We start from the raw sequence: 26,074 nt of genomic DNA, 5'->3' as shown, positions 1-26,074 counted from the left end.
TCATGGTAAAAAAGACTAATTTTTCCTATTTATATGGTTTAGCATACTCTAACTTTGGAGAGGGAAATTATCAAGAAGCTTATTCTTACATTAAACAGTTGATTGCTGATTTTCCTCAAGATCCTAATGTTTTATTACTTCAAGGACATATTTGTGTAGGTCTAGAAAATTATAATCTTGCAAACCAAGCTTATCGTGCTGTCATTAAATTTTCTGAGCGTCAGGATTTAATTGAATGCGCCCAACATGCATTAAACCAAATTGATGAAGAAACAATACATAATCACGACAATAATGGTGCCAAAAATAAACACAAAAGAATTGATAGGATTAATTTCGCTGAAGATATTTTGCAAGACAATCAGTACAATAAGTCCAATAATTTAGAGGAAAAATTGAACTTATTTGATCAAAAGAATGAGATTGAATTATTAAAAAAAGAAATTGAAGATCTTAAGATAAAAGTTAATCAATTTAATCTGCAAAATATTACAGCTTCGCTTTATCCTTATCTTTTGCAAGACAAAAATGTGATTAAATTAATTGATTTTCCATTAAGTCGTGTAATTGATATTTATCACGAAGCACCTCAAATTCTAGAAGCTAATGGCTGTTTAGTTTCTTTAATTGATGATCGCAAAAATATCATCTTTGAACTGAACAATATTGGAAATTTCTGGTTATTTCAGCTAAGAGATCAAGGTTTTTATTTGTTCCCCAAGCCTGCCCAACTTCAACGAGCTAGTGTTTCTGATAGCTTTAGTAAAGTCTTTATTATAGAAAATAAAGAAAATCAAACTAATGGAAAATTTATTGTTCTCAAGCCAGCAAAGCTACAGATTTTAAAGGTTGATTTTTCTTGGCAATTAATTGAGCCAGGAGAAATAAAATTTGAAGAATTTTCTTTAGAATTTCAGTGGCAACAGGAAATCAAGAGTATTCGCAAAGAGCATGAAAAATTTAATCAATTATTAGACGAAAGAGGATATGCCAGCTTGGATTTTACAATTGTTAGTCAACACTGGGAACAATCTCTGACAAAGCTATATGGTACTGTATATAAGGTTTTTGTTAATATTTGTATGCCGATTGCTTATGCAATCTATAAAGATCAAATTTTAGTTCCTTGCCAAATATTAATGGGAACTAACCCAGTGATTGTCCCAGGTTGGGATCGAGGTATTCCGTGGGAACATTCAATATATGTTAAGCTTCATGCTAGTGAAAATACTAGCCGACAAGAAATTCGAACGTTTCCGAACCATAAGCTTTTGCCTAATCAACTCTATTTAAAGGAAACTAACTGGGAAATTAACCATACATGGACAATTGCAAAGAGTTATGAAGAAGCATCTGCTATTCTGCGGAAATTAGTCGACAATTGGGAATTATTAGAATATCCGATTTTATTTTCTGCAATTCTTGAAAATTTTAATATTGGTAATACTGATTATTTTCAGAGTGATAATTTCTTTTTTTTAAACCTAACTGCTGCAACACGTTTGGGTATTCAGGGTGTTGGTATTGATGTAAAACCTATAGTTGAATTTCAAAAAATTATAGACAACACTGATCCTGCTCTTTATATTGGCTTTCACCTTGATGATAATTGTACTTATTTAATTCCTAATTTGTTAATTTCAAAGTGGAAACAAGTGATAAGCAATAATGAAAATAAAATCTTTGAATTGCATGGTTCTAACTACACTCTAGTTGAGCCGGCGGTTATAGAAGCAATTGGTAATGATATCTGGCGACTGGTCAAGCCTGGAAAATTTGATTGATTTTGAGGCAATGTTAAATTTTAAATGCATTCCTATTCTTGCTATTCCAATAATCTGGGGTATTCAGCCGGTTAATGCCCAGGAAAATAACCCTTGTCCAGTGATGAGAGATTATCAGATATCATTTTCTGATTTTAATTTAGACGTTTACGATATTCCCAATATTAATGGTGAAGTTATCGCCCAAATCCCCGCTGGTAGAAGATTTTCTTTATCTGACATTTATGCCAAGTATTATGACGGTTTTTGTTGGTATGAAATCATTACTTTTTCTGTAGATGAAAGGGGCTGGATTGGTTTACAACCAAAGGAAAGTCAAGTTAATAATACTCCTTACTATCCAGATGAGCCGACCAGTCCGATTATTACGCCCACGCCGACTCCCACAGTAAATTCGAGTAGGCCAGAAACCACCGCTGAAATTAGTGCCCAGAAAAGCCAAGATTTGCTCGTTACGGTTTACCTGTTTATTGCTGGTGCCATTGGTTTGAGCATTATCATTGGCAAGTTAGCAGTTGATTTGTTAAATAATCTTTCGACTAAGCCTGGTAAGAATCAATCTCTCATGCAAATAGGAAATCAAAGTTTAAAAAGACTTACGGGTTCTAGGGTTAAGGGGCACGCAAAACAAAAAGTTATTAATGTTACCCAAACTGATATTACTTTACCAGATGAAGCCGGAGAAAATAAACCAAATTCGGTTGCTGGAGCAGATATCTATGGTTATTTTTTAGCAAATGATTTTACCACAAGAAAAAACGATATAAATATAAATACTGATCTAGAAAACATTGAAGAATTGAGCCAATCTTTTGGATTAAATTTGGAATACTGCATAACTAATTTTAACCAGAACAATAAAAATTTTTTTGATGATCAATCTCAGTTTCAATATCTTAAGCCTACTGAAAATACCATCCACGGTAAAGTAGGAAATCTAGGCCTTGGCGATCGCCAGGAATTTGAGGAAGGGGAAAAAAGCCAAGCGTCCTATTTAGCCTTTAGCATTGGAGAAGAAATTTGGTTAATACCGAATCTAATGCTGAGCCGTTGGCAAAGATTACTGGCCCATAGTTCTTTTTTTGACAGTTACTCTAATTTACAAAACCCTAAACTAGTCAAGCCCGCTAAACTCATCTTAGTAGGCGATCGCCGTTGGCAAATAGTTGAAAAGGGCGTGTTTAATTAAAATCATTAACAGTAAGAGATAAATTAAACAACATGGCTAGCAATCAACCGGATAAATTAAATCAAGCTAAGCTAATTCAGTTGGAAAACAATCAACTTAAGTTACAACAAGAATTTGCGGCGCTACGATTTTTTGAAGCACAAAAAAAAGATGAATCGCAAAAAGAAAATAAAGAGGAATTGATTAAAGAAGTAGAAACCCTGAAGCAAAAAATTGCCCAAATTGAAAATTTGGTTAATCGGCCTAATCTTTTTCCTGCTGACGCCTATCCCCATTTAATAGTTGAACCACCCCGCCCCCTGTTAGATTTACCCATCAGCAAAATCATTGATATCTACCATGAAACACCACAAATATTAGAAGTTTATTGTCAACGGGTTTCCCTGCTAACGGACCAAGAAGATATTCTAGAGAAAAATAATATTGGTAATTTTTGGGTAATACAACTAAAAAATCAAGGATTTTATCTCTTTCCCCGACCCGAATCCTTTAGCCGTTTTAGCTCATTAGCCAGCTTTGTCAAACTATTTCAAGCAATTAACGAAACTCCAGCAGAAAGCTATCAATTCACCCTGCAAACTCCAGCTAAATTAGATGTTTTAAAAATTGGTGAACAATGGAAATTGCTCAAAGCAGGCAAAATAGTTTTTGGTCAATGTCCATTGGAATATGCTTGGCAACAGGAAATTAGCACAGTGAGAAAGGAATATGAGAAGTTCAATAAGCTATTGGATGCAAGGGGTAGTGCCGGGCTAGATTTCACTTTGATTACCCAATATTGGCAACAATCATTAGTGCAAAAATATGGCGAGCTCATTACCTTAGCTATCAATACCTGTATGCCGATCGCCTATGCCATTTACAAAGGCCCCATGCTAGTGCCGTGCCAAATCTTATTGGGAGCCAATCCCCTGGTGGTTCCAGGTTGGGACCGGGGAGTGCCTTGGGATACATCCATTTATTCCCAATCCCATAGCAAATTTAACAAGGATTATCTCCGTACTTCGGCAGACCATCCCCTGTTACCCAATCAAATTTATCTGCGGGAAAGTAACGGTAAAACCCACCATACTTGGGCGATCGCCAAAAGTTATGAAGAGGCTACGGCGATAGTACAAAGGCTAAACGGCCATTGGATTTCTTTAGATTAATAATCGTATTTAATCCACTACCAACTACCAAGCTTTAGATTTAAAATTAGCATTATTAAGAATAGCTAAATTTTCCCTGGATTCGGCAATTATAAATAATTATTGACGGTAGGCATAGTGATTCATTTCGTTAAGAATTACCATACCCGCCATCGCTCCCAACAGATTAAGAGATTGATAAAAACTATCGACGCTATCTCCAGTTTAATTCTCTAATTTTGATTCTATTTCATCCTTGAGGAGTCAGGGGAACTTAAAAAATGTCACCATAATGGGTTAGGAATATTTATTCCTCCATTTCCCCAGCTCTTGCCTTCTATCAAATTTTTGCTGTTTTAACCATGACCGATCGCCGCCAGTATGCCCCTGCTACCCAACGCAACCGAGAGGCGATCGCCGCTGTTTTGCAGGAATATTTACCCCATCAGGGCAGTATTTTAGAAATTGCCAGTGGCACCGGAGAACATGCCTGCTTTTTTGCCCCCCTCTTTTCCCCCCGGTGGTGGATTACTTCCGATGCCGATCCCTTTTGCCGGGAAAGCATCACCGCTTGGCGTGACCACGAAGCATTGGCTAATTTTCGGCCGCCGTTGGATTTGGACGTAAATGCCCAAGTCTGGCCAGTGGAGGAAGAAATATTACAAGAACCCATCACTAGTATTGTGGCGATCAACTTAATCCACATTTCCCCCTGGGAATCGTGCTTAGGACTGTTGACGGGAGCGGAACGAATTTTACCGGAGGGCGGCATACTTTACCTTTACGGCCCCTATCGTCAGGATGGCGTAACCACCGCCCCGAGCAATGAAGTGTTTGATCAATCTTTACGTAGTCGCAACCCAGCGTGGGGTTTGAGGAGGCTCCAAGATGTGATTGGGGAAGCAAAAAAAAGAAACCTACACAATCTGGCTGTGGTCACCATGCCGGCCAATAATTTATCGGTGATTTTCCGAAAAGGCCCAAGACAAAATACCTATTAATACCCATTGCCCACCGTTGGGACTTTGGAAGAATCCGTTGCTGAAAATCTAGTAAATTTGATTAGATTCTTTTCCCCTCGCCCGCCATGATCTCAGACCAAGCCCACATGCGTCGTTGTTTGACCCTGGCAAAAACGGCGATCGGTAAAACCGCCCCCAATCCCCTGGTGGGGTCAGTCGTTGTCCAGGGAGATAAGGTTGTTGGTCAAGGTTTCCATCCCCAGGCAGGACAGCCCCATGCGGAAATTTTTGCCCTCCGGGAAGCTGGCGATCGGGCCAGGGGAGCTACCCTCTACGTCAATTTAGAACCCTGTAATCACCAGGGCCGTACTCCCCCTTGTACGGAAGCAATTATTCAAGCAGGGGTGGCCAAGGTGGTGGTGGGCATGGTGGATCCCAATCCTTTGGTGGCAGGTAAAGGCATTGCCAGGTTAAGACAGGCTGGTGTTGAAGTAAAAGTGGGGGTGGAAGAGGAAGCTTGTCGGCGTTTGAATGAAGCATTTTGTTTCCGCACTCAGCACCGACGCCCCTTTGGCATTTTCAAATACGCCATGACGTTAGACGGCAAAATTGCCACTGCCCAGGGCCACAGCAGTTGGATAACCAGTGTTCCCGCTCGTCATTGGGTGCATCAATTACGCAGTCAATGCCAGGCGGTAATTATTGGCGGCAATACGGTGCGGCGGGATAATCCATTGTTAACTACCCATGGGGTAGGCGAGGTAAACCCTTGGCGGGTGGTGTTGAGTCGCAGTTTAAATTTACCCTTGGAGGCCCAGTTATGGGATCAAGGTGTGGCTAAAACCTTGGTTGTTACGGAAACAACCTGTGATCGAAATATGCTTAGTCACCTAGAAAAATTAGGGGTAGAAACCCTAATGTTGGAGCATTTAACTCCCTTGGCGGTGATGGAAGAGTTATATGAGCGGAATTGTTTGCAGGTGTTGTGGGAATGTGGCGGTATTCTCGCTGCTGAGGCGATCGCCATGGGAACGGTGCAAAAAATCCATGCTTTTCTAGCCCCGAAAATTATCGGTGGGGTTACAGCCCCAACCCCGGTGGGGGAACTAGGTTTCCAGCAAATGACCCAGGCGTTGAATTTAACTAATCTCCATTGCCAGGCGATCGGCCCCGATTGGCTATTTACGGGCTACCTGTACGGGAACGACGACAACGTTCGGAGCAATATTTAACCTCGTCCCAACAATTGGCCCATTTTTTCCGCCAGGTGAAGGGACGCTGGCAAACGGGACAAATTTTGCTGGGCAGATGGGCTTTGTTACCTCGGTGAGCCATGGTTGTTAACGTTGATCAATCCTATTCTGGCAAAGCAATAACCTTGCCGTAGGCAGTGGGGGAAAGATAAGTTTGGGCTGATTTTTGTAGATCTGCAGCCGTTAAGGCTTGAATTTGGGCGGGATAGGCCAATGCCGGCTCTAAATCACCAATTTGGGCATAGTAATAGCCATATAAATTGGCCCGATCGCCGGGGCGTTCGTTACCAAAAATAAAGCGGTTGGCCACCTGGGTGCGGACCCGTTGCAAATCTTTTTCTGGAATGGGTTCATTATGGAGTCGTTCAATCTGATCCAGGATGCATCGCTCTACGGCGGGAATATTTTCCGTCGGTAACTGGGCCGAAACATAGAACATTCCCTGGGTGGCCTGGCTGGAATTACTGGCCCCGATCGCCGTTACTAAACCCTTTTCCTCCCGCAACTCCCGAAATAAGCGGGATATACGACCCCGCCCCAAAATTGCCGCCAATACCCCCAAGGGTAAAGTTTGCTCAAACTGGTCTAACCCCGGCGATCGCCAGAGCAAAATCAGACGGGCCTGTTGTAAACCCTTATCCACCACAGTGGTAGTTTCCACCGTAGTAAAAGCTGGAGGAAGATTGATGGGGGGCGGCGTTAGGCCCTGGGAAGGGGATTTGACTCGGTAACAATCGGCAAAACTGCGGGCTACGGTTTCCACTAAATTACTAACGGGTTGATTGCCCACCACCGTCACCGTCATCGCCGGGGGTTGATACCAATGGGCGTGGAAATCCCGCATTTGTTGAGCTTGAAGGTTTTTGATAACTTCCCGTTGCCCCAACACAGGGCGGGCATAGGGCGTGTCAGGAAAAGCCAACTGCACCACTTTTTGAAAAATACGCCGTTGGGGATCATCCTGCGATCGCCGAATTTCCTCCAGCACCACCAACCGTTCCCGCTCAAAGGGTTCATCCGCAATGGTGGGATTGAGCACCACATCCAACTGTAAAGGGGCCAAATGTCCAAAATCTTGGGGTGCTGAGGTGAAGTAAAACTGGGTGTAATCCTGGCTGGTGGCTGCATTAGTGCCCGCCCCCCGGGACTCGATGGTCCGCTCAAATTCCCCCATGGCCAAGCGGGGAGTCCCCTTAAAAACCATATGTTCTAAAAAGTGAGCAGTACCGTTAATGTCATCCCCTTCCCAACGGGAACCCACCCGTAGCCAAATCTGGAAAGACACAGCCTCCACCGGCATCTGCTCCGCAATAATGGTCAAACCATTGGGTAACACTTCAACGTGGGGACGATTGAGGCGAGGAGGCAGTAGGCTGGGGGTCATGGAGGGAAACGGATAGGGTTTGCTCTATGTCTCTTTCCACTCTGACACAATGCTTAGGTTTGGGGGGCATTTTCTTCTCTTTGCTGAGGCCCTGCCCAATGGTAAAGCTTAACTATTCCTGGGGGCCAAACCGCTGGAACCTGCCCAAAAACCTTTAAGATCAAGGGATAGACTGTAATCCCCAAGAGAATTCTCCCAATTTTTGTCATCATTTGCCACTATGTTAACCACCGATGCCGTTTTAACCGTGCTCCGTCCCGTTCAAGACCCCGAACTACAAAAAAGCTTGGTGGAACTGAATATGATCCGGGATGTGGTGATCGCCGGGGGGACGGTCAATTTTACCCTGGTATTAACCACGCCGGCCTGTCCTTTGCGGGAATTCATTGTGGAAGATTGCGAAAAGGCGGTGAAAACTTTGCCGGGGGTGGAAAAGGTGGAAGTAAGGGTGACAGCGGAAACCCCCCAACAAAAATCCTTACCCGATCGCCAATCGGTGGAGCAGGTGAAAAATATCATTGCCATTTCCAGCGGCAAAGGGGGAGTCGGTAAAAGCACTGTGGCGGTGAATGTGGCGGTGGCCCTGGCCCAAACCGGCGCGACGGTGGGACTGTTGGATGCAGACATTTACGGCCCCAATGCCCCCACCATGTTGGGTCTGAGCGATGCGGCGGTACAGGTGCAAAATAGTCCCCAGGGGGAAGTGCTGGAGCCGGTATTTAACCATGGCATCAAAATGGTTTCCATGGGCTTTTTAATTGATCCAGACCAACCGGTAATTTGGCGGGGTCCCATGCTCAACGGCATTATCCGTCAGTTCCTCTACCAAGTTAATTGGGGAGTCTTGGATTATCTAATCGTTGATATGCCCCCCGGTACCGGCGACGCCCAGCTCACCCTAACCCAATCCGTCCCCATGGCCGGCGCAGTCATTGTCACTACTCCCCAAACCGTCTCTTTGTTGGACGCCCGGCGGGGTTTGAAAATGTTCCAACAGATGGGGGTAAACGTATTAGGCATCGTGGAAAATATGAGCTACTTTATTCCCCCGGATCTGCCCGATCGCCAATATGATTTATTCGGTTCCGGCGGCGGTGAAAAAGCTTCCAAAGAACTGAATGTACCTCTGTTGGGCTGTGTGCCTTTGGAAATTTTGTTGCGGGAAGGAGGGGATAAAGGTGTTCCCATCGTTGTTTCCCATCCCCAATCAGAGTCAGCCAAAGCCCTAACGGCGATCGCCAAACAAATTGCCGGCAAGGTTTCCATGGCAGCCCTAGTCTAGGATTAGGAAATCAAAGGCTCCTCAATAAAATTTGCCGTACACATCCCCGGTCAGAAAATGTGTGCTAGTAGTTAGACGGTCAAGTTAACTATTGTGACAATTCTTTAAGGTTTGTAACAATGTCTTTCCCTTTGTCCCCTGAGCAACAACAGGCGATCGCCGACCAATTGTTGGAAATGATTCTCCAGTGCCGGGATTTACATAACGTGTATGGAGTGGTGGTGGAGGGATTACAACGGGGCTTGGGTTTAGACCGGGTCTTGTTATTGCAAAATGCGGTGCCCCCTAGCCAGGAACCCCGTCTTTTAGCCCAGGCCAAAGCCCCAGGCATTGCCCCCCTAACCTTGCCCCGGCCATGGGGCGATCGCCATTGGCTCCAGTTGCTCGAACAGCTTCCCCGCTATGGGTTGTGGACATTGCGGCAACCGCCAGAGGAGTTCGTTGCCCTAGGGCCGGTGCAGGGGGAATTTTGCCAGACTTTGGGCATTAAGAGCCTACTGCATTTGCCTTTAGTGGTTGACCAGCGCCATTGGGGTATTCTGAGCTTGCAAGATCTCCACCAAGCCCGTCCCTGGCCCATGGGGGACCAACAATTTGCCCAACGCATGGCCCATTTGCTCTGTTTGGGGCTGGCAAAAACAGAACTCTGGCTCCATTGCCAGAATCACAAAGCCTCGTTGCAAACAGTGGTGACCCAAGGTCAAGCCCAAAAGGAAGCCTATCTCAAGTCCGCCCAACGGGAACGGGCCATTTCCGATGTCATCGATAAGATTCGCCTCACCCTTGATCTCCGCTCCCTGTTTCAAACCACCGTGACGGAGGTAGTCAAATTGTTGGCGGTGGACCGGGTGGTGATTATCAAAGTTAAGGAAGATAAAAATTTGCCCTGGGGAGAAGTTCAAGCAGCAGCCCAGATGGATGAAAAGTTCTGTCCTGCGCCGCCCCAGGAACCGGTGCCTTTGTTGCCAGAATGGATTGCCCATTTTGCCAAAGGTTTAATTTTGGCCATGGATGACACGGACGATAAGGGGGGGGATTTTGCTGGCCCACTGCTGGGATTACCCAAAGCGAATTTAGTGGTGCCCCTTTTTTCCGGCGATCGCCTTTGGGGGGTATTATCGGTGCATCAGTATGGCCAATCTAGGGTCTGGGAAAGTTCAGAAATTGAATTTGCCCTGAAAATTGCCCTCAACTTGGGGGTGGCCTTACAACAGGCGGAATTATTGGCGGAATCCCAACGGCGATCGGCTGCGCTCCAGAGTGCATTGGGGGAAGTGCAAGCCCAAAAGGATCACTTGGCCCGCATTGCGGAGGAAGAACGGGCCCTTACCAGAGTCATTGAAGGCATTCGTCAAACATTGGAGCTAGAAACCATTTTCCGAGCCACCAGTGAAGAGGTACGCCATTTACTCAGTTGTGACCGGGTGTTGGTGTATCGCTTTAACCCAGATTGGAGTGGAGAATTTATCCATGAGTCCGTGGCTCAAATGTGGGAACCACTGATGGATCGGCAAAATCAGTTTTCCCTATGGCAAGATACCTATCTCCAGGAAACCCAGGGGGGGCGTTACCGTCACCACGAAACCTTAGGGGTGGAAGATGTAGAAACGGCGGGTTTTAGTGATTGTCATTTGGCCAATCTACGCCTGTTTGAAATTCGGGCTTTTTTGACAGCGCCGGTATTTGTGGGGGAACAACTCTGGGGGCTGTTGGGAGCCTATCAAAATGGAGCCCCCCGCCATTGGCAACCCAGGGAAACCCATCTACTCAACCAAATTGCCAACCAATTAGGAGTCGCAGTGTACCAAACTCAGTTGTTGGCCCGCTTCCAGGAACAGTCCAAAACCATGGAAAACACCCTGGCTAACCTGACGGCGATCGTTGATAACCTGGCCGATGGCCTGTTAGTAATTGACCTGTTCGGTCGCATTACCCGCTACAATCCAGCTCTGCTGGCCATGTTTGATCTGGAGGGTCTAGACCTGCTGGGGGCTGGAGTAGAATCCTATTTTCCCGCCACTTTACATCAGTTGCTCAATAAACCGGAAAGACAGGAGCAAAAGGTGATTACTGCCGATGTGGAACTGAGCCAAGGTCGCCAGGGCCAAGCTTTGGTGACCAGCATCACCGCCACTGAAAATGGCCATAAATATCCCCAGTGTTTAGGGACAGTGATTATGATCCGGGATGTCACCCACGAACGGGAAGTGGAGCGGATGAAAACGGACTTTTTGGCCACGGTGTCCCACGAGTTACGCACCCCCCTGACTTCGATTTTGGGTTTTGCTACGGTAATCCAAGATAAATTAGGGCGGGTGATCATGCCGGAGTTGGATCTGTCTCAACCCAAACTTGGCAAAGCCATGGACCGGGTGATGCGGAATTTGGCCATTATTGAGTCGGAAGCCCACCGCCTCACTGCTCTAATTAACGATGTGTTAGACATTGCCAAAATGGAAGCAGGACAAGAGTCCTGGGAACAACGGTCCTGTCAATTGGGGGCCATTATTGAACGGGCGATCGCCACCATCACACCCCAGGCCCAGGAGAAAAATATTACGTTGCAGGTGGTATTGGAACCGAATTTGCCCGACTTTATCGGTGATGAAAATCGGATTTTGCAAGTGGTGCTGAATTTACTTTCCAACGCAGTTAAATTCACCGCCAATGGTCTGATCATTGCCCAGGGTTATCGGGAGCAGGATTATCTGAGGGCGGAAATTATTGACAATGGCCCCGGCATCCATCCAGCGGATCAAGGGAAAATTTTTGAGCCATTCCAACAGGGGGGAGGAGATGTACTCACCGATAAACCCCAGGGTACGGGGTTGGGATTACCTATTTGTAAAAAGATCGTTGAACACCACGGCGGCACCATCGGCGTCCATAGCCATTTAGGGGAAGGCAGTACCTTTTACTTTTCCCTGCCTGTGCCCAGTACGGAAGCGACAACGCCCATTAGCTGAAGCCATTTTGTCCCAGTGGCCCCGGTCAGCAACGGCGATCGCCTACGTTTAAGGTATGGTTGATCATGGTAGTCTAGCGAAGCCCGGCCTTCTTCCAGCCCGCATTACCTATGCAAGATTTTGGCGCAGTGTTCCACAACCAAGTACTTCTGATTTCCCTGGCCGCCTGCTTCCTGGCCCAGGGCATCAAGGCGATCGTGGAAATTTTCCGCAACGGTAAAATCAATCTCCGTTCCCTTGTTTCCACCGGAGGAATGCCTAGTGCCCATTCTGCCTTGGTGGGAGCCCTGGCCACCGGGGTGGGATTACAAAAAGGCTGGGGAAGTAATGAATTTGCCATTGCCTGTTTGTTTGCAGTCATCGTCATGTACGATGCGGCGGGGGTAAGACAAGCCGCCGGTAAGCAAGCCCGCATCCTTAACCAATTAATTGACGAACTGTTCCAGGAAGATCAAAGCCTAACCGAGGAACGACTCAAGGAATTGCTGGGCCACACCCCTGTGCAAGTTTTGGCCGGTTTAGCATTGGGCATTGCCATTGCCTTCTTTACTGTACCAGCCCAGTGAGGGGGAAATTAGGAGAATAAATTAATGGAAATTGTCCTTTTCCTAGCTACTATTTTGATTATTGGTTTAGTCCTAAGCTGGTTTTTCAAAGTAACAGCGGCAACACTCAAAAACGGGGCTATTATCGCTATTATTTTGTTGGTCCTTTACGTAGGCTTTAAAATCACTCCTGCCGAAGTGTGGGAGCAGATACAACAAATTTTCCAAGGCAAACGTTAAAACTTTTGTCATTGGTGAAATTCTAGTTTTTGCGTTTAGGGTTCTATTAATCAAGCTTTGTGTCACTGTCTTGGTTTGCCAAGATTGACGGTGTTTTTAAAACCATTCCCAGCCTTGGTTAAAGTTTACCAAGGGTTGATGAATCACATTTTTTCTCCTTTAGCCAACACTCCATGGAGAAAAATATCTGCTAAACCTTCCGCCATTTCTTGTAAAGCTTGGGGAGAGGCATGGGGGTCAATCACTGTTTGTTCGGAAAAACCCGCCACCGCAAACATACCCAAAAAAACCTGGGCCACAATTTTGGGATTCATCCGCCGGTAAATGCCTCGGTCCATGGCGGTTTGAAAAAATGCCTCCGCCACATCTGTCATTTTGTCAATAATTTCCGACTGGATTTTTTCCCGTAATTCTGGATGATATTGGGCTTCCACAAAGCACACTTGCAATAGATATTTGTTTTCCCGTAAATGGAACATCCGCCGCTTCATTACCTGGGCGATCGCCTTATAACTGCCCATTTCACTCAATTCTGTTAGCAAATCGGTGAGAATTTCCACCCAGCCAGCGGTGGCCACTTCCACTAGAATGGCTTTCTTATTGGTGAAATAACGAAATAGCGTTCCTTCAGCCACATTGGCCGCTTGGGCCAAATCCTTGGTGGTGGTACCCTCGTAACCCTTGGTGCCAAATAATTTTAACGCCCCCTTCAAAATGCGATCATAGGTGGAAGCTTCGGCCGGATTGGTAAAGGTCGATGGGGTAGCGTAATACTTTTTGCTCTGCATGGACTTTACCTCTAAACTCACCCAGCTATTACTGTTATTGTGCGGGAAAAATCCCGATCGCCCTACCGGTAAACAGAAATCTTCATAATTCGCCACTTTTTAGCAATTTGATGAAACGTCCCACCCTCTACTGTGCCATTACCGGCCATGGCTTTGGCCACGCAGTACGCACTGCCTGCATTGTCCGCTGGGTGCAGAAACTGTGCCCCCATGTATTGGTGATTATGGCCACCCGTAGTCCCCGGTGGTTGCTGGAAGGTTATCTGGACAAGCCTTTCATCCACCGCCCTGTGGCTTTTGACATTGGTGTGGTGCAGGCGGACAGTTTACGAATGGACGAAGACGCTACCCTGGCCAAATTAACCGACATCTACAAGCGGGAAAATTCCCTAGTGGCAACGGAGGCCAACTATTTGCGTAACAATCGGGTGGATTTGGTGCTAGCGGATATTCCAGCCCTGGCAGTGGCGATCTCCCACCAAGCAGATATCCCTTGTTGGATGAGCAGTAATTTTGGTTGGAATTTTATCTATCGGCAATGGGGCGATAAATTTGCGGAAGTTGTGGAAAAAATTGAGCGGGATTATCGCCAATGTGATTTACTGTTTCATCTGCCTTTATCGGAACCGATGGAAGTTTTTCCCTGCAAGTCAGTGATGGGATTACTGGGGGGAAATCCCCGCTACAGTGAGCAGACATTAAGGGAAAAATTTGCTATTCAAACTGGCAAGGAAAAAACAATTTTGCTAACTTTTGGTGGGTTAGGTTTAGAGGCCATTCCCTACCAAGGGCTAAGCCAATTTCCCGACCATCAATTCATTACATTTGATGCCCAAGCTCCCAAGTTAGATAACCTGACTGTGATTCAAGAAAAAACCTATCGACCGGTGGATTTCATGCCCCTCTGCGGCCGTGTATTTTCCAAACCTGGTTTTAGCACCTTTGCCGAAGCATTGAAATGGGAGGTGCCAGTGATCTCCCTCACCAGGGAAGGTTTTGCCGAAGCCCAGGTCTTACTAGATGGTTTAAGGAATTATGGTCACCATCAGATTGTCCCCCATCAACAGTTCTTCGCTGGCCATTGGGATTTTCTGTTGCAATCTCCCCAAAAACCAAGATTGGCTGAAAAATTGCCCAAAGATGGCGATCGCCAGATAGCGGAAAAAATCGTCGCCCAAATTAGCTGAGGTTTTCCCTTCAGGGCAAGGGCCCACAAGATTGGCCTTAGTTGGAACCTTTTTGCCTGCCATACTCTGCTACCGGAAGGCAAAAGATTCTCCAAACATCACTATTTTGGATTTCTGGTTCAGGGCCTCAACTAAGATCGAATATCCTAGTATAGTCAACCAAATTAAAATTGAGACGACTAAATTTTTTGCGAAAGACGATTTTAGCTCCGGTCAGTGTCTTACTTTCAATTCGATCAACTATATCTCAATCACTTTCTTCCCTTCTCGCTTGAAAGCAGCACCATTCCTGCCGTTTCCATATGGCCGCCACTGTCCAGCCGGTCTGCTCCAACGCATCGGCGATCGCCTGACTTTGTTCCACCATGATACCGCTCAGAATAGCCCAACCATGGGGTTTGACTAGGGGGGTGAATTGGGGCAATAAATCGACAATTATCTCCGCCAAAATATTGCAAATAATGCCGTCCAATGGCTCAGCAATTAACTGTTCCAATTCCGGTACACTGCCTTCATTGATGACCAAATTATCGGGGTGAATTTGGTTTAAATGGCGATTATTGCGGGCCGATTCCACCGTCAGGGGGTCATTATCCACCCCGTATACTTTAGCTGCCCCTAGTAACACAGCCCCAATGCCCAAAATACCGGAACCACAGCCCAAGTCTGCCAAAATCTGGTTACTTCCGGGTTCCACCCGCATTTCTAGGGATTCTAAACAAAGCTGGGTGGTGGCATGGGTGCCGGTGCCGAAGGCCACACCGGGATCTAAGCGGAGAATGAGCCGTTCTGAATTTTCTGGAGGATCAATCCAGGCTGGGTAGATAGTAAATCGATCGCCAACGGGGGTGGGCTGCCAATGCTCTTTCCAGCTAATGGACCAATCTTCTTCGTCAATTAATTGCCAATGGAAGCGGGGCTTGGGCACCTGTAGCAGCAAGGCGTCCTGCTCACACCAGAGGGCTAGGGCGGCCAAGTCGAGAATTTCGGCCTTTTCCTGGGGCAAATAGCCCCGAACAAGCAGAGAATGGGCCTTTTTTTCGGTGGAAGTACCCACACAGCCGAACTCCTCTAGCCGCCAAAAGGTAGACTCTTCCAAGGAAGGATGACAGAGGATTCTAATTTCCCACCAACTATTAGCCATGGCTATTCATTCCTCGCTGATATGCACCCATGGTAGGGGCTCGACTGACCTCCCCCAGCTGAACCATCGGCGATCGCCTTGTGCAGAGCTTCCCTAGAGCTTAACGGTGTAAGCATCCCGAATGCCAGCCACTTTGGTAATTTCCGACAGCAGGCCATCGGGTAGGGGATCGTCCAAGCTCAGGGCCATGATCGCATCGCCCCGGACAATTTTGCGCCCCACCTGCATGCTGGCAATGTTGACGTTAAAGCTACCCAGCAGGGAGCCAATTTTACCAATGATGCCCGGCATATCCCGGTGCAACGTGAACAACATATAGTTATTGGGGGGAACATTAATGGGAAACTCATCCACGTCGGTGATGCGGATTTCTCCATTACTGAGCAGAGCACCGGTGGCGGAATGTTCTCCCATGGTGCCAGTGGCTTTGAGGTGTAAAGAGCCCGAATAGTCCCGCACCGAAGCATCTTTAGTTTCAATCACCCGGATGCCCCTTTCCTTGGCCTCGATCGCCGCATTGACGTAGTTAACCCGTTCCCGTAGAGCTTGGGAGAGCAGACCTTTAATGGCCGCCACCACCAGGGGTTGACTATTGGTATATTCCGCTAAATCTCCCTGTAAACAAACAGTCAGGCGATCGATGCGACCTCCGGCCAATTGACCCACTAAAGTACCAAGGGTTTCCGCCAGCTTGAGATAGGGACGCAATTTTTCCATCACATCGGGGGTAAGGCCAGGAATATTCACCGCCGAGCGGGCCGGTAATCCCAGTAACACATCCCGAATTTGTTCCGCCACATCCACCGCCACATTCACCTGGGCTTCTTCGGTGGAAGCACCCAAATGGGGGGTCAAAATCACATTGCTAAATTCCCGTAGTCGGGATTCCCCCAGGGGTTCCTGGGCAAACACATCCAGGGCTGCTCCAGCAATCTGGGCCGTTTCAATGGCGGTGACCAGGGCATCTTCATCAATAATGCCGCCCCGGGAACAGTTAACAATGCGGGCGGTGGGCTTCATTTTGGCCAAGGTTTTACCGTTGATCAAGTTGGCGGTTTCCGGCGTTTTGGGAATGTGTAGAGTGATAAAGTCCGCTTCACTGAAGAGCAAATCTAAATCCACCAGGGTGCAACCAATTTGATCAGCCCGTTCCTGGGAAATAAACGGATCGTAAGCTAACAATTTCATCCCCATGGCCTTGGCCACACCGGCCACGTGGGAACCAATTTTCCCTAGCCCCACCACTCCTAAAGTCTTCTTATAAACCTCTGTACCAATGAATTGTTTCCGTTCCCACTTGCTTTCCTTGACGGATTTGTTGGCATCGGGGATATGGCGGGCCAAAGCCATCATCATAGCCAAAGCATGTTCCGCCGCGGCAATGGTGTTACCTTCGGGGGAATTGACCACCACAATGCCCTGACGGGTGGCCGCCGGTACGTCAATGTTGTCCACACCAACCCCAGCCCGGCCGATAATTTTTAGCTGGCTACCCGCCCGGATAATCTTCTCCGTCACCTTGGTGGCAGAGCGCAACATGATGGCATCGTACTCAGGAACAATGTCTATAATTTCTGCTTCCGATAGCCCAGTTTTGACGTCAACTTGGGCGACTTGTTTGAGGATATCAATGCCGACTTGGTCAATGGAGTCAGAAACTAAAACTTTAGCCATGGTGAATGATCGAAAAATTAATAGCGCTGGGGCCGGCGGGGACAAAAGGGCGAGAAAAAATCCCTGGAGCCAGGCTAAATTGACTAGATGTAGTTGCTATCCTGGGCCGATCTCCGTAGCCCATTCTAGCGGCTTGGGGGATAACCGTTAGCAATATTTCCGATTCCTGGGGGGAAGGGGGGTTAAAGCATAGGGAGTTTTCCCTAGAAAGCCTAGAAGTTTTTGGATATAATGAGCAGGATTAATTTAAAGTAACAAAACTTAAGATTTCTCCTTTGCTCCTTTGTTTGTTCACGACAGAGTGAGTACCCTTTTTTAAAAATCCCCTTTAGTCAACTTTACTCAGCCCCTGTAGTGATTCCCCTTTTAACCACCGCCTTAGCCCAGCCGGGGCCAGATTTTTTTCGCCGTCTACACCGTTGGCGTTCTAGCTTAACTATTAACTCCGAAACCACTGGCATGCAATTGGCGGCCGGCTTCCTTGTTTCGGTGCCAGTGTTTATCCAAGCTCCCCTGGTACGACAGTTTCCCTGGATTTCCCTCGCTTTAACCCTCCCCTGGGTGGCGATCGCCGTTTGGTTAATGAAACGACCTAGCCAAGCAATTTGGGGAGATTTGCTGTTGGGCTTTAGCTGGAGTTGGTTGGCGGGGGCCATTTATTGGGGTTGGTTTCGTTGGGAACCCCTCTGGCATTTACCCATCGAGGCGATCGGTTTACCCTTTGCTCTGTGGGGACTGAAACGGGGCTGGGGCAAAATCGGCCATCTATTCTACTTGGGTTCCCTCTGTGGCACAGCGGTGACGGATGCCTATTTTTACCTAACGAACCTGATGGATCATTGGCGGCAGGTGATGGTGGTGGATCCAGAATTTGCCCGGTTTGTCTTCCAGGCGGCCCTGGTTAAAATCCATACCCCCTGGGGCATTGCTTGGGGCGGACTACTGTTGGCCCTATTGCTGGCATTGGGGAGCTGGGGGTTGCAGAGAAAATCTCCTCCTTGGCAGGCCTTTGCCGGGGCAGTATTGAGTACCATTGTTGTAGATGCCCTTTTCTGGCTTGGGGCTATGATGGCCTAGTCAACATTGATTGTCACCCTGACTGTTACTCTGTGGATAAGTCCGCCTCCCCCGTTCACCTAATAGTACACTTCTCCCATGGGGACATAGTTTTTCCTCTCCAGGGGCGGAACTATTGGACTGTGGGCCGCAGTCAGGAGAATGATTTAGTCATCCGAGACAGTTGCATTTCCCGTAACCATGCCATTTTGCAAGCTACGGAAGAGGAAAGCTTTCTCCTAATTGACCTGGGTAGTCGCAATGGCACCTTCGTCAACGGTCGCCGGGTGAGTGTGCCGATCGCCATTCACGATCAAGACCAGATTACCTTTGGTAAAACAGAGGCGAGGTTTTACTCGGACCAAAATGGCACTCCTTCGGGCCTACTGCGTAACCCAGCGGAATGGGATACCCAAACTAGCGTACTCCACGAACGGCGGTTAATTTCGGTACTGGTGGCGGATATGCGTAACTTTACCGGCATGGCCCAACAGGTGGAAGAGGAGTTGTTGTCCATGCTGATTGGCAATTGGTTCCGCCAGGCGGGGCACATCCTACGGGAAGCTGGCAGTTGGGTGGATAAGTACATTGGTGACGCAGTGATGGCCCTCTGGTTCCACGGCTACAACGAAGCTACTCCGGCGGAAATAATCCAAATTCTCCATGCTGTCCACCGGCTACAGGCCATGACTGCGAAACTAAATCAAAAATATGATTTACCCTTTCCCCTCCGCATTGGTACCGGCCTAAACACTGGTTATGCCATGGTGGGCAATACCGGCAGTGGTGATCATCCTGACTACACGGCGATCGGTGATACGGTGAATGCCGCTTTTCGGCTAGAATCTGCCACCAAACAAGCAGATTTTGACCTGGCCATGAGCGAAAAAACCTTTAGTTATTTGCAGACATTGCCTCTCTGGCCCGAAAAAATTCAGCAGCACACCATCGAATTAAAGGGCTACACTAATCCCATCGCGATTTACGGACTGCCCTTTGCTACCCTGGGATATTTGTTAGATAACACTACCCTGGGGGAAAGTACTACCCCTGCCACGGAAGGGCCTTAATGGTCGATAATAGAAGTCGCTGTAATATTTCTTAACATTTATGTCCTTACCCACTAACTTGACCACCCTGGACGGAACTCCCCTGGCTCCGGAGGTAATTGCCAATAAAGTTGTCCTTTTTGTTAATGTTGCCAGCAAATGTGGTTTAACCCCCCAATACAGCGGCTTGGTAGCCCTGGATCAGGCCTATGGCGATAAGGGTTTAGTTATTATCGGTGTTCCTTGCAATCAGTTCGGTGCCCAGGAGCCCGGATCTCCAGAGGAAATTAAAGAATTCACCAGAACCAAGTACGACGTCGATTTTACCCTGCTAGAAAAGCAGGATGTTAACGGGCCCAACCGCAGTCCCCTCTACCAATTCCTCGTTGGCGATGGGGAAGACATTAGCTGGAACTTTGGCAAATTTTTAATCGGTCGCGATGGGCAAGTGGTGGCTCGCTTTGATCCCCAAACCAAGCCCGATGACGAAGGCCTCAAAGCAGCGATCGAAAAAGCCTTGGGCTAAGTTCTTGGGCGTAAGCAAGACAAAAATTGTCTTCCATTAAGCTTGTGGCAATTTTCACCCCGGCCCTAGGCATGGGGTATTTTATTGGTAAAAAACTGTCAAAAAAGCAGTATTTACCATGGAAAAATCCATAGGATTGGTGCTACAAAACTTTACTGTTTTCCTATTAATGGCCGGTCTGATGCACAGTGGGTTATTTCTTTGGCGATCGCCAAAAAATCATCATCTAGGGAGCATAATTGAAGCACTGTTGGCCTATTTTTTACTCTACTCGGTGGCCATTAGCTATTTTTACAATTTTGTTATCCATGTCTTTTTTGGAGAGATGATCGCCGAATTTATTGGTTGGGCCGATAGTCCCTTCCAGGCAGAAGTGGGTTTTGCGAGTTTAGGATTTGCGATGGTAGGAATATTGGCCTTCCGGGGAAGTTTTGACCTCAGGTTAGCGGCGGTGGTGGGGCCGGCTTGTTTTCTCTGGGGAGCGGCGGTGGGTCATATTTGGCAAATTTTTCACGCAAGTAATCTGGCCCCTGGTAACGCAGGCACAGTGCTTTACACAGATATTCTAATTCCAGTTATTGGTTTTGGTCTTCTCAAACTACAACAACGATATCCCTCAAGGTCTTGAAAACTTGCAATATTCCTCCATGGTTGCAGGCCGGATGGTTTGCCGTCGACATTGATCGCAAATTAGGCCATTGATAATGGTAAAAGTGTTGACCATTCAATTCGTTCCGGGCGATCGCCGTGGGGCACTTTGTTTTCAAAGCTTGAATTTAAGGTGCGCTGCTTTCTGAATTCATCCCCATAATTAAGCTGGAGGCGGGATTAATCCCCGTCCTTCCTAACCCATGCCATTGGAAAGCAATTATGCGTGATGTTTTTATTGTGGCTGCTAAACGAACTCCCCTGGGACGTTTTGGTGGATCTCTAACCAATTTTTCGGCGGCGGATCTGGGGGGTCACGTGATGGAAAGTGTCCTTGCCCAAGCTGGAGTGGGGGGAGAGCATCTGGACCTTTACATTATGGGCAACGTTCTGAGGGCTGGCCATGGGCAACTTATTCCCCGGCAGGCGGCCCTGAAAGCGGGCATTCCCAATACAGTGGACGGTTACGCCATTGATATGGTCTGTTCCTCGGCCATGATGAGTGTGATCAATGCCATGTTGACCATCCGGGCGGGGGAAGGGGATTTAATTTTGGCTGGGGGGACGGAATCCATGTCCCAAACGGGTTTTTACCTTTCCCACCGGGCCCGCTGGGGCTATAAGTTTTTGCTGGGCAATCCGGAGAGTTTAACGGATCTTCTGCTCCATGACGGTTTGACGGATAGCACCAACGGGGAAGGCATGGGGGATCAAACCGAAAAGTTGGCCGCAGAGCATGGTTTCAGCCGGGCAGAATTGGATGAAGTGGCCTGTTTGTCCCAACAGAGAGCGGCCCAGGCAACGGAGTCGGGACATTTTGCGACGGAAATTACCCCCATTGAAATCACCAGTCGCAAGGGAACCCAGGTGTTGGACACCGATGAAGGCATTCGCACTGACACCACCGTAGAAAGTTTAGCCAAGTTACGGCCAGCCTTTGCCAAGGAAGGGGTACTAACGGCGGGCAACTGTAGCCAAATTACCGATGGGGCGGCGGCATTAGTATTGGCCAGTGCAGAAGCGGTGGAGAAATATCAGCTCAAACCCCTGGCGAAAATTTTGGGTGGCAGTTGGGCGGCGGGTACTCCCAGCCGTTTTCCAGAATTGCCCATTGCCGCTAGTCAAAAACTATTGACCAAACTGGATAAAACCATTGCTGATTTTGATTTGTTTGAAAATAACGAAGCCTTTTCCGTCAGCAACCTGTTATTTGAACGGCAGTTGGGGGTGGAGCGGGACAAACTAAATGTCAACGGTGGGGCGATCGCCTTGGGGCATCCCATCGGGGCATCGGGAGCCAGGATTATCGTTACCCTGCTCTATGCTTTGCAACAACGGGATAAAACCTTTGGATTAGCAGCCCTTTGCCATGGCACTGGGGGAGGAACGGCTGTTGCCATTGAAAGGGTTTAAACAGTTTCAAGCCCTCAATCCCTAGTCCATCCAGTTCATAAATTTCCCAAAATTCAACCTAATTCACCCAGGAGTCACCATGTTAAGCCTTGGTTTAGAAGATAAAGTCATTGTCGTCACCGGGGGCAATCGGGGCATCGGCGCGGCGATCGTTAAATTGCTCCAGGAAATGGGAGCAAAAGTAGCTTTTACCGATTTAGCTACGGACGGGGGTAATGCCGAAGCCTTGGGGGTAGTGGCCAACGTCACAGATTTGGAATCCATGACGGCGGCGGCGGCGGAAATCACGGAAAAGCTGGGGCCTGTCTACGGCATAGTGGCCAATGCGGGCATCACAAAAGACAACTTTTTCCCAAAATTAACCCCCGCCGATTGGGATGCGGTACTCAATGTCAACCTCAAAGGGGTGGCCTATAGCATTAAACCTTTCATTGAGGGCATGTACGAACGCCAATCCGGTTCCATTGTCGCCATTAGTTCCATTTCCGGGGAGCGGGGCAACGTAGGCCAGACTAACTATTCCGCCACCAAAGCTGGGGTGATTGGCATGATGAAATCCTTGGCCCGGGAAGGGGCTCGGTATGGGGTGCGGGCTAATGCGGTGGCTCCGGGTTTCATTGACACAGAAATGACCTTAGCTATTCGGGAAGACATCCGGGAAAAAATCACCAAGGAAATCCCCTTCCGTCGCTTTGGTAAACCAGAAGAAATTGCCTGGGCGGTAGCCTTTTTGCTTTCCCCCGTGGCCAGTAGCTATGTCACCGGAGAAGTATTGCGGGTTAATGGGGCCCACCACACCTGAGTTTTACGCTATTGTGCAGGAATCCTAATTTTCTCCTCCCTAATTTAATTCTGGGGAGATTTTTTTCAGCCTTGGGAATCCCTAGCCATCACTATGTTGATTTGGGATGGTTTTCCTTTCTTAGTTTCTTCTGGCCCTTGTGACCTTTGGCAACGGTCAAGAATGTCTGTGATCAGAATTTCTTTGACTAATACTTGCCCCACTAACGTAAGGGGCACCGCCAACCACAACCCAAACAGTCCAAACACGCTGACAAAGAAAACCTGGGCTAAGAGTAAGACTCCCCGCAAAATTGGCCTGGGTTTGCCCATGCACTGGAGGGTAATCCAATGGAATTCAAAATAGTTGATCAGCCCATACAGCACCAACACCAACAGGGGCTTCCAGGGATTATCCAATAGGGCGATCGCCATGGCGGGTACTAGGCTAATCAGGAGGCCAATGTTGGGGATAACGACAAGAATGCCCGCAACTAGGGCCAAGGCCAAAGGAAGTCGTACTTGGAGCAGGACTAAACCCAACCAAGTTGTGACGGTGACCACCACACCACTGACCACAATTAGCCGCAGCCAATCCTCTAGTAAAACCTCCGATTGATTGAGAATCGAGTCGATGCGCTCCCGGTAAAAGGCGGGAAAACAGCGGATGAAGCCCTGACGATAGGCCCTGGGATTGGCCAAAAACATCAGACTGAGCACAATTAGGAGCAGCAAAGTTAGGGGTAAACCGAGGGTGCTATAAAACAAACCCAGGCCATTGCCAGCCAATTCCTGCAAAATGGGCCTAATTTGGGCGGTGATTTGTTGCCAGTTAGGTAAGAGCGGCGTTAATTCTGGATCGATCGCCCTGGCTATTTTTCGCAGCCAACGCAGGGTGTCATCAATGCTAGCGGGTACTAGGGTCAGTAACTCCTGAAATTGGTCAACAAAGGGGGGAATAATCAGGGCCACCACCATCACCAGGGCCAACAGTAAAACAATGACCGCTAGGGGAATGGATAATTGTGCTTTTACCCCCCGCCGTTGGAACCAGTGGGAAAGGTGATTTAAACCATTGGCCAACACCACCGAGGCAAATAACAGTAGGAGTAACTGGCGAATTTGCCACAGCACCCCTGCTATCAAAAGTAGGCTAATAAAACCAGACCATTGGGCAAAGGTCATGGCATTTTCCTCCCCTGCCATTCCTGTAGCCCCAACCAAAGGGCGATCGCCAAAACGGGGGCAAATACCAGCAGTAAAACCCAGGGCAGTTCTGCCGGGGGAGCAAAGGCGGGCACCAAAAATTTAATGCCCCAGGAAATGATCAAAGAAGGAAGCAACACTTTTAGGGCCAATAATGCCAAAGAATTTAAATGTGACATGGACAATGGCTCAACTGCGACTTTCCCCCTGGACAATCTGTTTGGGAGTCATAAAGGCTTCCAACCCAATTAGGCCCCGCCGTTGACCCTTTTGGCTGGATACCCCTAAAAACAATGAGTCCCCCTGCTGGGGATTACGGCAAAAATGGGGCGGAATATTGACATAAACCAACGCACTGTCCACGCCCATGGAAAACTGCCGACTTTCCTGGTAGGAATCCGTGGCAATACAGTCCCCATGGCCGCTGCTATGGCTATTAATCCAGGTGATCGCCGTTTTAAGATTTTGGGTGGTGCGGAACGCCACTGTCCGGTCCAGATAGGCTTTATTCCACTCACTTTCCTTGGCTAGGCTGAGGTGGTCGGGAAACTGCTCACAAAGTCCACCATCGCCTTTTAACTTAAAACCCTTGGCCTGTAAATTATTCAACAATCGCACCAATGGAGCGGGATTTTGACCGGGGCTAACCAAAACTTTTTCAATGGCATTGACCGGATCCGGATAGCCCACATGGCTGTCGATGATCATTTGACGCACCATTTCCAAGTCTCCCTTACTAGACCAGTAGAGGTAACAGTTGCCCATGGCGGCCCTCAGCACCGGGGGGGTACATTGTTGGCTAATTTGCTCCACAAAACTGGGACGGCCGTAGGGAATGACCAAATTAATCGGGGTGGCTCCCCCTACCAAATCCTGCACATTGGGCAGAGTTTCGCTGGGAATATGGCTGACACTATCCACTGGTAGACCCCCATCGAGCAAACCTTCCCGCAAAATTTCACAAATGGCCGCGGTGGAATGGCTAGAAGCACCGCAACTCCTGAGAACTAAGCTATTGCCTGTTTTCAGACAAAAGCCGGCGGCGATCGCCGCCAATTCAGGGAAAGCTTCATACACTAGGGCCACCACCCCTAAGGGCATCAATTGGCAATAGGTCTGGGCTCGGTTGAATTGGTAGGGGGAAGCCATCACCCGTTGTAATGGATCCGGTAAAGAAGCTAGGCGCTTGAGCATCACCACCGTATTTTGCAACCGTTCCGGGGTGAGCTTGAGCCATTCACAGAGACAATCCGCCACGGACATTTCTCGACTGACCACCAAATCCAAGGTGTTGGCTTCCAAAATGCGGTCAAAAGAACTCTCCAAAGCCTCCGCCATGGCTAAAACGGCCCGACTGCGTTCATTACCGGTATGGGCGTCGAGGGCAAGGAACGCCTCCTGGGCAGCATCAAGAACCTTGGCTAAACCGACCGTGGCATCATCGCTAGTCATCGAAAATTCTAGGGGGCAAAGCCCGCCTGCAAAAATGGATTTATTTCGGACAGTTAATTTGACGGATACCCATCCAGCTCACCGCAGGCATTTTGATGGTTTAGGAGCAGCCAATCAATGGATTGACAGTTACAAACAATTAAACAATCAAAACTTAAATTTAGTCAAAATGGCGATCGCCTTTGAGCATAAACACTTACTATTAACCCGTGGTGAGACGGGGGAATTTACTGGCACATTTAAAGTTAAGAAAAATTGCGAAACGGTTTCGTTGTGTAACATTGCGGTTGGGAAATAAGAAAGCTTAGTTAGGATGAAGGCACCGAGCATATTCAGCTGTTATCAATGGGGGATGGAATTATTTGTCTATTAGCTGATTAAGGCTTGTTTCAAGTTAATTAAAGCCAAAGTTACGA

At 47.8% G+C, this 26,074-nt stretch carries 25 protein-coding genes; 17 read left to right on the top strand and 8 right to left on the bottom strand.

The window, feature by feature from the left end:
* Nucleotides 1-2 precede the first annotated feature (2 nt).
* The 5 genes from D082_RS17335 (at nucleotide 3) to ribD (ending at nucleotide 6,297) form a co-directional block, all read left to right on the top strand.
* Entirely contained in the window at nucleotides 3-1,784 is a 1,782-nt protein-coding gene (locus D082_RS17335) for a tol-pal system YbgF family protein (protein WP_051738712.1), read from the top strand.
* Between the two features lie 10 nt (nucleotides 1,785-1,794).
* Nucleotides 1,795-2,973 carry a hypothetical protein gene (locus D082_RS06525; RefSeq protein WP_038530412.1) on the top strand — a complete coding sequence of 393 codons (1,179 nt, stop codon included), beginning with the start codon at nucleotides 1,795-1,797 and terminating at the stop codon, nucleotides 2,971-2,973.
* Between the two features lie 32 nt (nucleotides 2,974-3,005).
* On the top strand, nucleotides 3,006-4,124 hold the full coding sequence (locus D082_RS06520; protein ID WP_028948799.1) for a hypothetical protein: 1,119 nt from the start codon (nucleotides 3,006-3,008) through the stop codon (nucleotides 4,122-4,124).
* Nucleotides 4,125-4,465: 341 nt separating this feature from the next.
* On the top strand, nucleotides 4,466-5,104 hold the full coding sequence (locus D082_RS06515; protein ID WP_028948800.1) for a class I SAM-dependent methyltransferase: 639 nt from the start codon (nucleotides 4,466-4,468) through the stop codon (nucleotides 5,102-5,104).
* An 86-nt stretch (nucleotides 5,105-5,190) separates the two neighbouring features.
* Nucleotides 5,191-6,297, top strand: coding sequence for a bifunctional diaminohydroxyphosphoribosylaminopyrimidine deaminase/5-amino-6-(5-phosphoribosylamino)uracil reductase RibD (gene ribD, locus D082_RS06510; RefSeq protein WP_028948801.1), 1,107 nt, complete (start codon nucleotides 5,191-5,193; stop codon nucleotides 6,295-6,297).
* Here the strand turns inward: ribD and D082_RS17665 are convergent.
* Nucleotides 6,248-6,400 carry a DUF2256 domain-containing protein gene (locus tag D082_RS17665; protein ID WP_071880781.1) on the bottom strand — a complete coding sequence of 51 codons (153 nt, stop codon included), beginning with the start codon at nucleotides 6,398-6,400 and terminating at the stop codon, nucleotides 6,248-6,250. The two genes, ribD and D082_RS17665, sit on opposite strands and share 50 nt — an antisense overlap.
* Before the next feature lie 21 nt (nucleotides 6,401-6,421).
* Nucleotides 6,422-7,702 (bottom strand): pitrilysin family protein, encoded by a 1,281-nt coding sequence (locus D082_RS06505; RefSeq protein ID WP_028948802.1) that lies wholly within the window; start codon nucleotides 7,700-7,702, stop codon nucleotides 6,422-6,424.
* A gap of 220 nt (nucleotides 7,703-7,922) precedes the next feature.
* On the opposite strand from D082_RS06505, the gene D082_RS06500 reads away from it, so the two are divergent.
* The 4 genes from D082_RS06500 to D082_RS06485 all read left to right on the top strand — a co-directional run bounded on the left by D082_RS06500 (nucleotide 7,923) and on the right by D082_RS06485 (nucleotide 12,735).
* Nucleotides 7,923-8,984: an Mrp/NBP35 family ATP-binding protein gene (locus D082_RS06500; RefSeq protein ID WP_028948803.1), complete on the top strand. Its 1,062-nt coding sequence runs from the start codon at nucleotides 7,923-7,925 to the stop codon at nucleotides 8,982-8,984.
* 119 nt (nucleotides 8,985-9,103) lie between these two features.
* Nucleotides 9,104-11,950, top strand: coding sequence for a GAF domain-containing protein (locus D082_RS06495; protein ID WP_081857621.1), 2,847 nt, complete (start codon nucleotides 9,104-9,106; stop codon nucleotides 11,948-11,950).
* 110 nt (nucleotides 11,951-12,060) lie between these two features.
* On the top strand, nucleotides 12,061-12,516 hold the full coding sequence (locus tag D082_RS06490; protein WP_028948804.1) for a divergent PAP2 family protein: 456 nt from the start codon (nucleotides 12,061-12,063) through the stop codon (nucleotides 12,514-12,516).
* Nucleotides 12,517-12,540: 24 nt separating this feature from the next.
* The gene (locus D082_RS06485; protein WP_028948805.1) at nucleotides 12,541-12,735 is read left to right on the top strand and encodes a hypothetical protein; all 195 of its coding nucleotides are present in this window, start codon (nucleotides 12,541-12,543) and stop codon (nucleotides 12,733-12,735) included.
* A gap of 143 nt (nucleotides 12,736-12,878) precedes the next feature.
* Here the strand turns inward: D082_RS06485 and D082_RS06480 are convergent, their stop codons facing one another.
* Nucleotides 12,879-13,523 (bottom strand): TetR/AcrR family transcriptional regulator, encoded by a 645-nt coding sequence (locus D082_RS06480; RefSeq protein ID WP_028948806.1) that lies wholly within the window; start codon nucleotides 13,521-13,523, stop codon nucleotides 12,879-12,881.
* A gap of 110 nt (nucleotides 13,524-13,633) precedes the next feature.
* Between D082_RS06480 and D082_RS06475 the strand changes: the two genes are divergently transcribed.
* Nucleotides 13,634-14,710 carry a hypothetical protein gene (locus tag D082_RS06475; protein ID WP_028948807.1) on the top strand — a complete coding sequence of 359 codons (1,077 nt, stop codon included), beginning with the start codon at nucleotides 13,634-13,636 and terminating at the stop codon, nucleotides 14,708-14,710.
* 247 nt (nucleotides 14,711-14,957) lie between these two features.
* Here the strand turns inward: D082_RS06475 and prmA are convergent, their stop codons facing one another.
* Together prmA and serA are read right to left on the bottom strand one after the other, a co-directional pair.
* Nucleotides 14,958-15,860, bottom strand: coding sequence for a 50S ribosomal protein L11 methyltransferase (prmA, locus tag D082_RS06470; RefSeq protein WP_081857619.1), 903 nt, complete (start codon nucleotides 15,858-15,860; stop codon nucleotides 14,958-14,960).
* An 87-nt stretch (nucleotides 15,861-15,947) separates the two neighbouring features.
* On the bottom strand, nucleotides 15,948-17,528 hold the full coding sequence (gene serA / locus D082_RS06465; protein ID WP_028948809.1) for a phosphoglycerate dehydrogenase: 1,581 nt from the start codon (nucleotides 17,526-17,528) through the stop codon (nucleotides 15,948-15,950).
* Between the two features lie 354 nt (nucleotides 17,529-17,882).
* On the opposite strand from serA, the gene D082_RS06460 reads away from it, so the two are divergent.
* The 6 genes from D082_RS06460 to phaB all read left to right on the top strand — a co-directional run bounded on the left by D082_RS06460 (nucleotide 17,883) and on the right by phaB (nucleotide 23,022).
* On the top strand, nucleotides 17,883-18,605 hold the full coding sequence (locus D082_RS06460; RefSeq protein ID WP_028948810.1) for a DUF3120 domain-containing protein: 723 nt from the start codon (nucleotides 17,883-17,885) through the stop codon (nucleotides 18,603-18,605).
* A 32-nt stretch (nucleotides 18,606-18,637) separates the two neighbouring features.
* Complete coding sequence (locus D082_RS06455; protein ID WP_028948811.1) at nucleotides 18,638-19,654, top strand: adenylate/guanylate cyclase domain-containing protein; 1,017 nt, start codon at nucleotides 18,638-18,640, stop codon at nucleotides 19,652-19,654.
* A gap of 40 nt (nucleotides 19,655-19,694) precedes the next feature.
* Nucleotides 19,695-20,159: a glutathione peroxidase gene (locus D082_RS06450; RefSeq protein ID WP_028948812.1), complete on the top strand. Its 465-nt coding sequence runs from the start codon at nucleotides 19,695-19,697 to the stop codon at nucleotides 20,157-20,159.
* Nucleotides 20,160-20,277: 118 nt separating this feature from the next.
* Nucleotides 20,278-20,787: a DUF6790 family protein gene (locus tag D082_RS06445; RefSeq protein ID WP_028948813.1), complete on the top strand. Its 510-nt coding sequence runs from the start codon at nucleotides 20,278-20,280 to the stop codon at nucleotides 20,785-20,787.
* Nucleotides 20,788-21,029: 242 nt separating this feature from the next.
* On the top strand, nucleotides 21,030-22,220 hold the full coding sequence (phaA, locus tag D082_RS06440) for an acetyl-CoA acetyltransferase PhaA (protein WP_028948814.1): 1,191 nt from the start codon (nucleotides 21,030-21,032) through the stop codon (nucleotides 22,218-22,220).
* Nucleotides 22,221-22,299: 79 nt separating this feature from the next.
* The gene (gene phaB / locus D082_RS06435; protein WP_028948815.1) at nucleotides 22,300-23,022 is read left to right on the top strand and encodes an acetoacetyl-CoA reductase PhaB; all 723 of its coding nucleotides are present in this window, start codon (nucleotides 22,300-22,302) and stop codon (nucleotides 23,020-23,022) included.
* 65 nt (nucleotides 23,023-23,087) lie between these two features.
* On the opposite strand, the gene D082_RS06430 is transcribed toward phaB, so the two are convergent.
* From D082_RS06430 to D082_RS06420, 3 genes are read right to left on the bottom strand one after another with little or no spacing between them, the layout of a single operon-like run.
* Complete coding sequence (locus tag D082_RS06430) at nucleotides 23,088-24,185, bottom strand: AI-2E family transporter (RefSeq protein WP_238546867.1); 1,098 nt, start codon at nucleotides 24,183-24,185, stop codon at nucleotides 23,088-23,090.
* Nucleotides 24,182-24,385 carry a hypothetical protein gene (locus D082_RS06425; RefSeq protein WP_028948817.1) on the bottom strand — a complete coding sequence of 68 codons (204 nt, stop codon included), beginning with the start codon at nucleotides 24,383-24,385 and terminating at the stop codon, nucleotides 24,182-24,184. Before D082_RS06425 ends, D082_RS06430 begins: the two co-directional genes overlap by 4 nt.
* A gap of 10 nt (nucleotides 24,386-24,395) precedes the next feature.
* Nucleotides 24,396-25,658, bottom strand: a complete 1,263-nt coding sequence (locus D082_RS06420) for a gamma-glutamyl-phosphate reductase (RefSeq protein ID WP_028948818.1) — start codon at nucleotides 25,656-25,658, stop codon at nucleotides 24,396-24,398.
* 34 nt (nucleotides 25,659-25,692) lie between these two features.
* Here D082_RS06420 and D082_RS06415 point away from each other — a divergent pair, with 34 nt between their 5' ends.
* Complete coding sequence (locus D082_RS06415) at nucleotides 25,693-25,956, top strand: hypothetical protein (protein WP_028948819.1); 264 nt, start codon at nucleotides 25,693-25,695, stop codon at nucleotides 25,954-25,956.
* Nucleotides 25,957-26,074: the final 118 nt, after the last annotated feature.

The organism is Synechocystis sp. PCC 6714, from assembly GCF_000478825.2.
Classification (GTDB): domain Bacteria; phylum Cyanobacteriota; class Cyanobacteriia; order Cyanobacteriales; family Microcystaceae; genus Synechocystis.
This window is presented reverse-complemented; position numbering and strand designations above follow the sequence as displayed.

What these genes read in the sequence shown, in the direction of transcription:
- phaA (WP_028948814.1), top strand. Translation starts at nt 21,030, where the DNA reads ATGCGTGATGTTTTTATTGTGGCTGCTAAACGAACTCCCCTGGGACGT.
- phaB (WP_028948815.1), top strand. Translation starts at nt 22,300, where the DNA reads ATGTTAAGCCTTGGTTTAGAAGATAAAGTCATTGTCGTCACCGGGGGC.
- D082_RS06490 (WP_028948804.1), top strand. Translation starts at nt 12,061, where the DNA reads ATGCAAGATTTTGGCGCAGTGTTCCACAACCAAGTACTTCTGATTTCC.
- D082_RS06505 (WP_028948802.1), bottom strand. Translation starts at nt 7,702, where the DNA reads ATGACCCCCAGCCTACTGCCTCCTCGCCTCAATCGTCCCCACGTTGAA.
- D082_RS17335 (WP_051738712.1), top strand. Translation starts at nt 3, where the DNA reads ATGGTAAAAAAGACTAATTTTTCCTATTTATATGGTTTAGCATACTCT.
- D082_RS06480 (WP_028948806.1), bottom strand. Translation starts at nt 13,523, where the DNA reads ATGCAGAGCAAAAAGTATTACGCTACCCCATCGACCTTTACCAATCCG.
- D082_RS06425 (WP_028948817.1), bottom strand. Translation starts at nt 24,385, where the DNA reads ATGTCACATTTAAATTCTTTGGCATTATTGGCCCTAAAAGTGTTGCTT.
- D082_RS06520 (WP_028948799.1), top strand. Translation starts at nt 3,006, where the DNA reads ATGGCTAGCAATCAACCGGATAAATTAAATCAAGCTAAGCTAATTCAG.
- D082_RS06475 (WP_028948807.1), top strand. Translation starts at nt 13,634, where the DNA reads ATGAAACGTCCCACCCTCTACTGTGCCATTACCGGCCATGGCTTTGGC.
- D082_RS06430 (WP_238546867.1), bottom strand. Translation starts at nt 24,185, where the DNA reads ATGACCTTTGCCCAATGGTCTGGTTTTATTAGCCTACTTTTGATAGCA.
- D082_RS06500 (WP_028948803.1), top strand. Translation starts at nt 7,923, where the DNA reads ATGTTAACCACCGATGCCGTTTTAACCGTGCTCCGTCCCGTTCAAGAC.
- D082_RS06495 (WP_081857621.1), top strand. Translation starts at nt 9,104, where the DNA reads ATGTCTTTCCCTTTGTCCCCTGAGCAACAACAGGCGATCGCCGACCAA.
- serA (WP_028948809.1), bottom strand. Translation starts at nt 17,528, where the DNA reads ATGGCTAAAGTTTTAGTTTCTGACTCCATTGACCAAGTCGGCATTGAT.
- D082_RS06525 (WP_038530412.1), top strand. Translation starts at nt 1,795, where the DNA reads ATGTTAAATTTTAAATGCATTCCTATTCTTGCTATTCCAATAATCTGG.
- D082_RS06515 (WP_028948800.1), top strand. Translation starts at nt 4,466, where the DNA reads ATGACCGATCGCCGCCAGTATGCCCCTGCTACCCAACGCAACCGAGAG.
- D082_RS06445 (WP_028948813.1), top strand. Translation starts at nt 20,278, where the DNA reads ATGGAAAAATCCATAGGATTGGTGCTACAAAACTTTACTGTTTTCCTA.
- D082_RS06450 (WP_028948812.1), top strand. Translation starts at nt 19,695, where the DNA reads ATGTCCTTACCCACTAACTTGACCACCCTGGACGGAACTCCCCTGGCT.
- D082_RS17665 (WP_071880781.1), bottom strand. Translation starts at nt 6,400, where the DNA reads ATGGCTCACCGAGGTAACAAAGCCCATCTGCCCAGCAAAATTTGTCCC.
- D082_RS06485 (WP_028948805.1), top strand. Translation starts at nt 12,541, where the DNA reads ATGGAAATTGTCCTTTTCCTAGCTACTATTTTGATTATTGGTTTAGTC.
- D082_RS06415 (WP_028948819.1), top strand. Translation starts at nt 25,693, where the DNA reads ATGGATTTATTTCGGACAGTTAATTTGACGGATACCCATCCAGCTCAC.
- D082_RS06420 (WP_028948818.1), bottom strand. Translation starts at nt 25,658, where the DNA reads ATGACTAGCGATGATGCCACGGTCGGTTTAGCCAAGGTTCTTGATGCT.
- ribD (WP_028948801.1), top strand. Translation starts at nt 5,191, where the DNA reads ATGATCTCAGACCAAGCCCACATGCGTCGTTGTTTGACCCTGGCAAAA.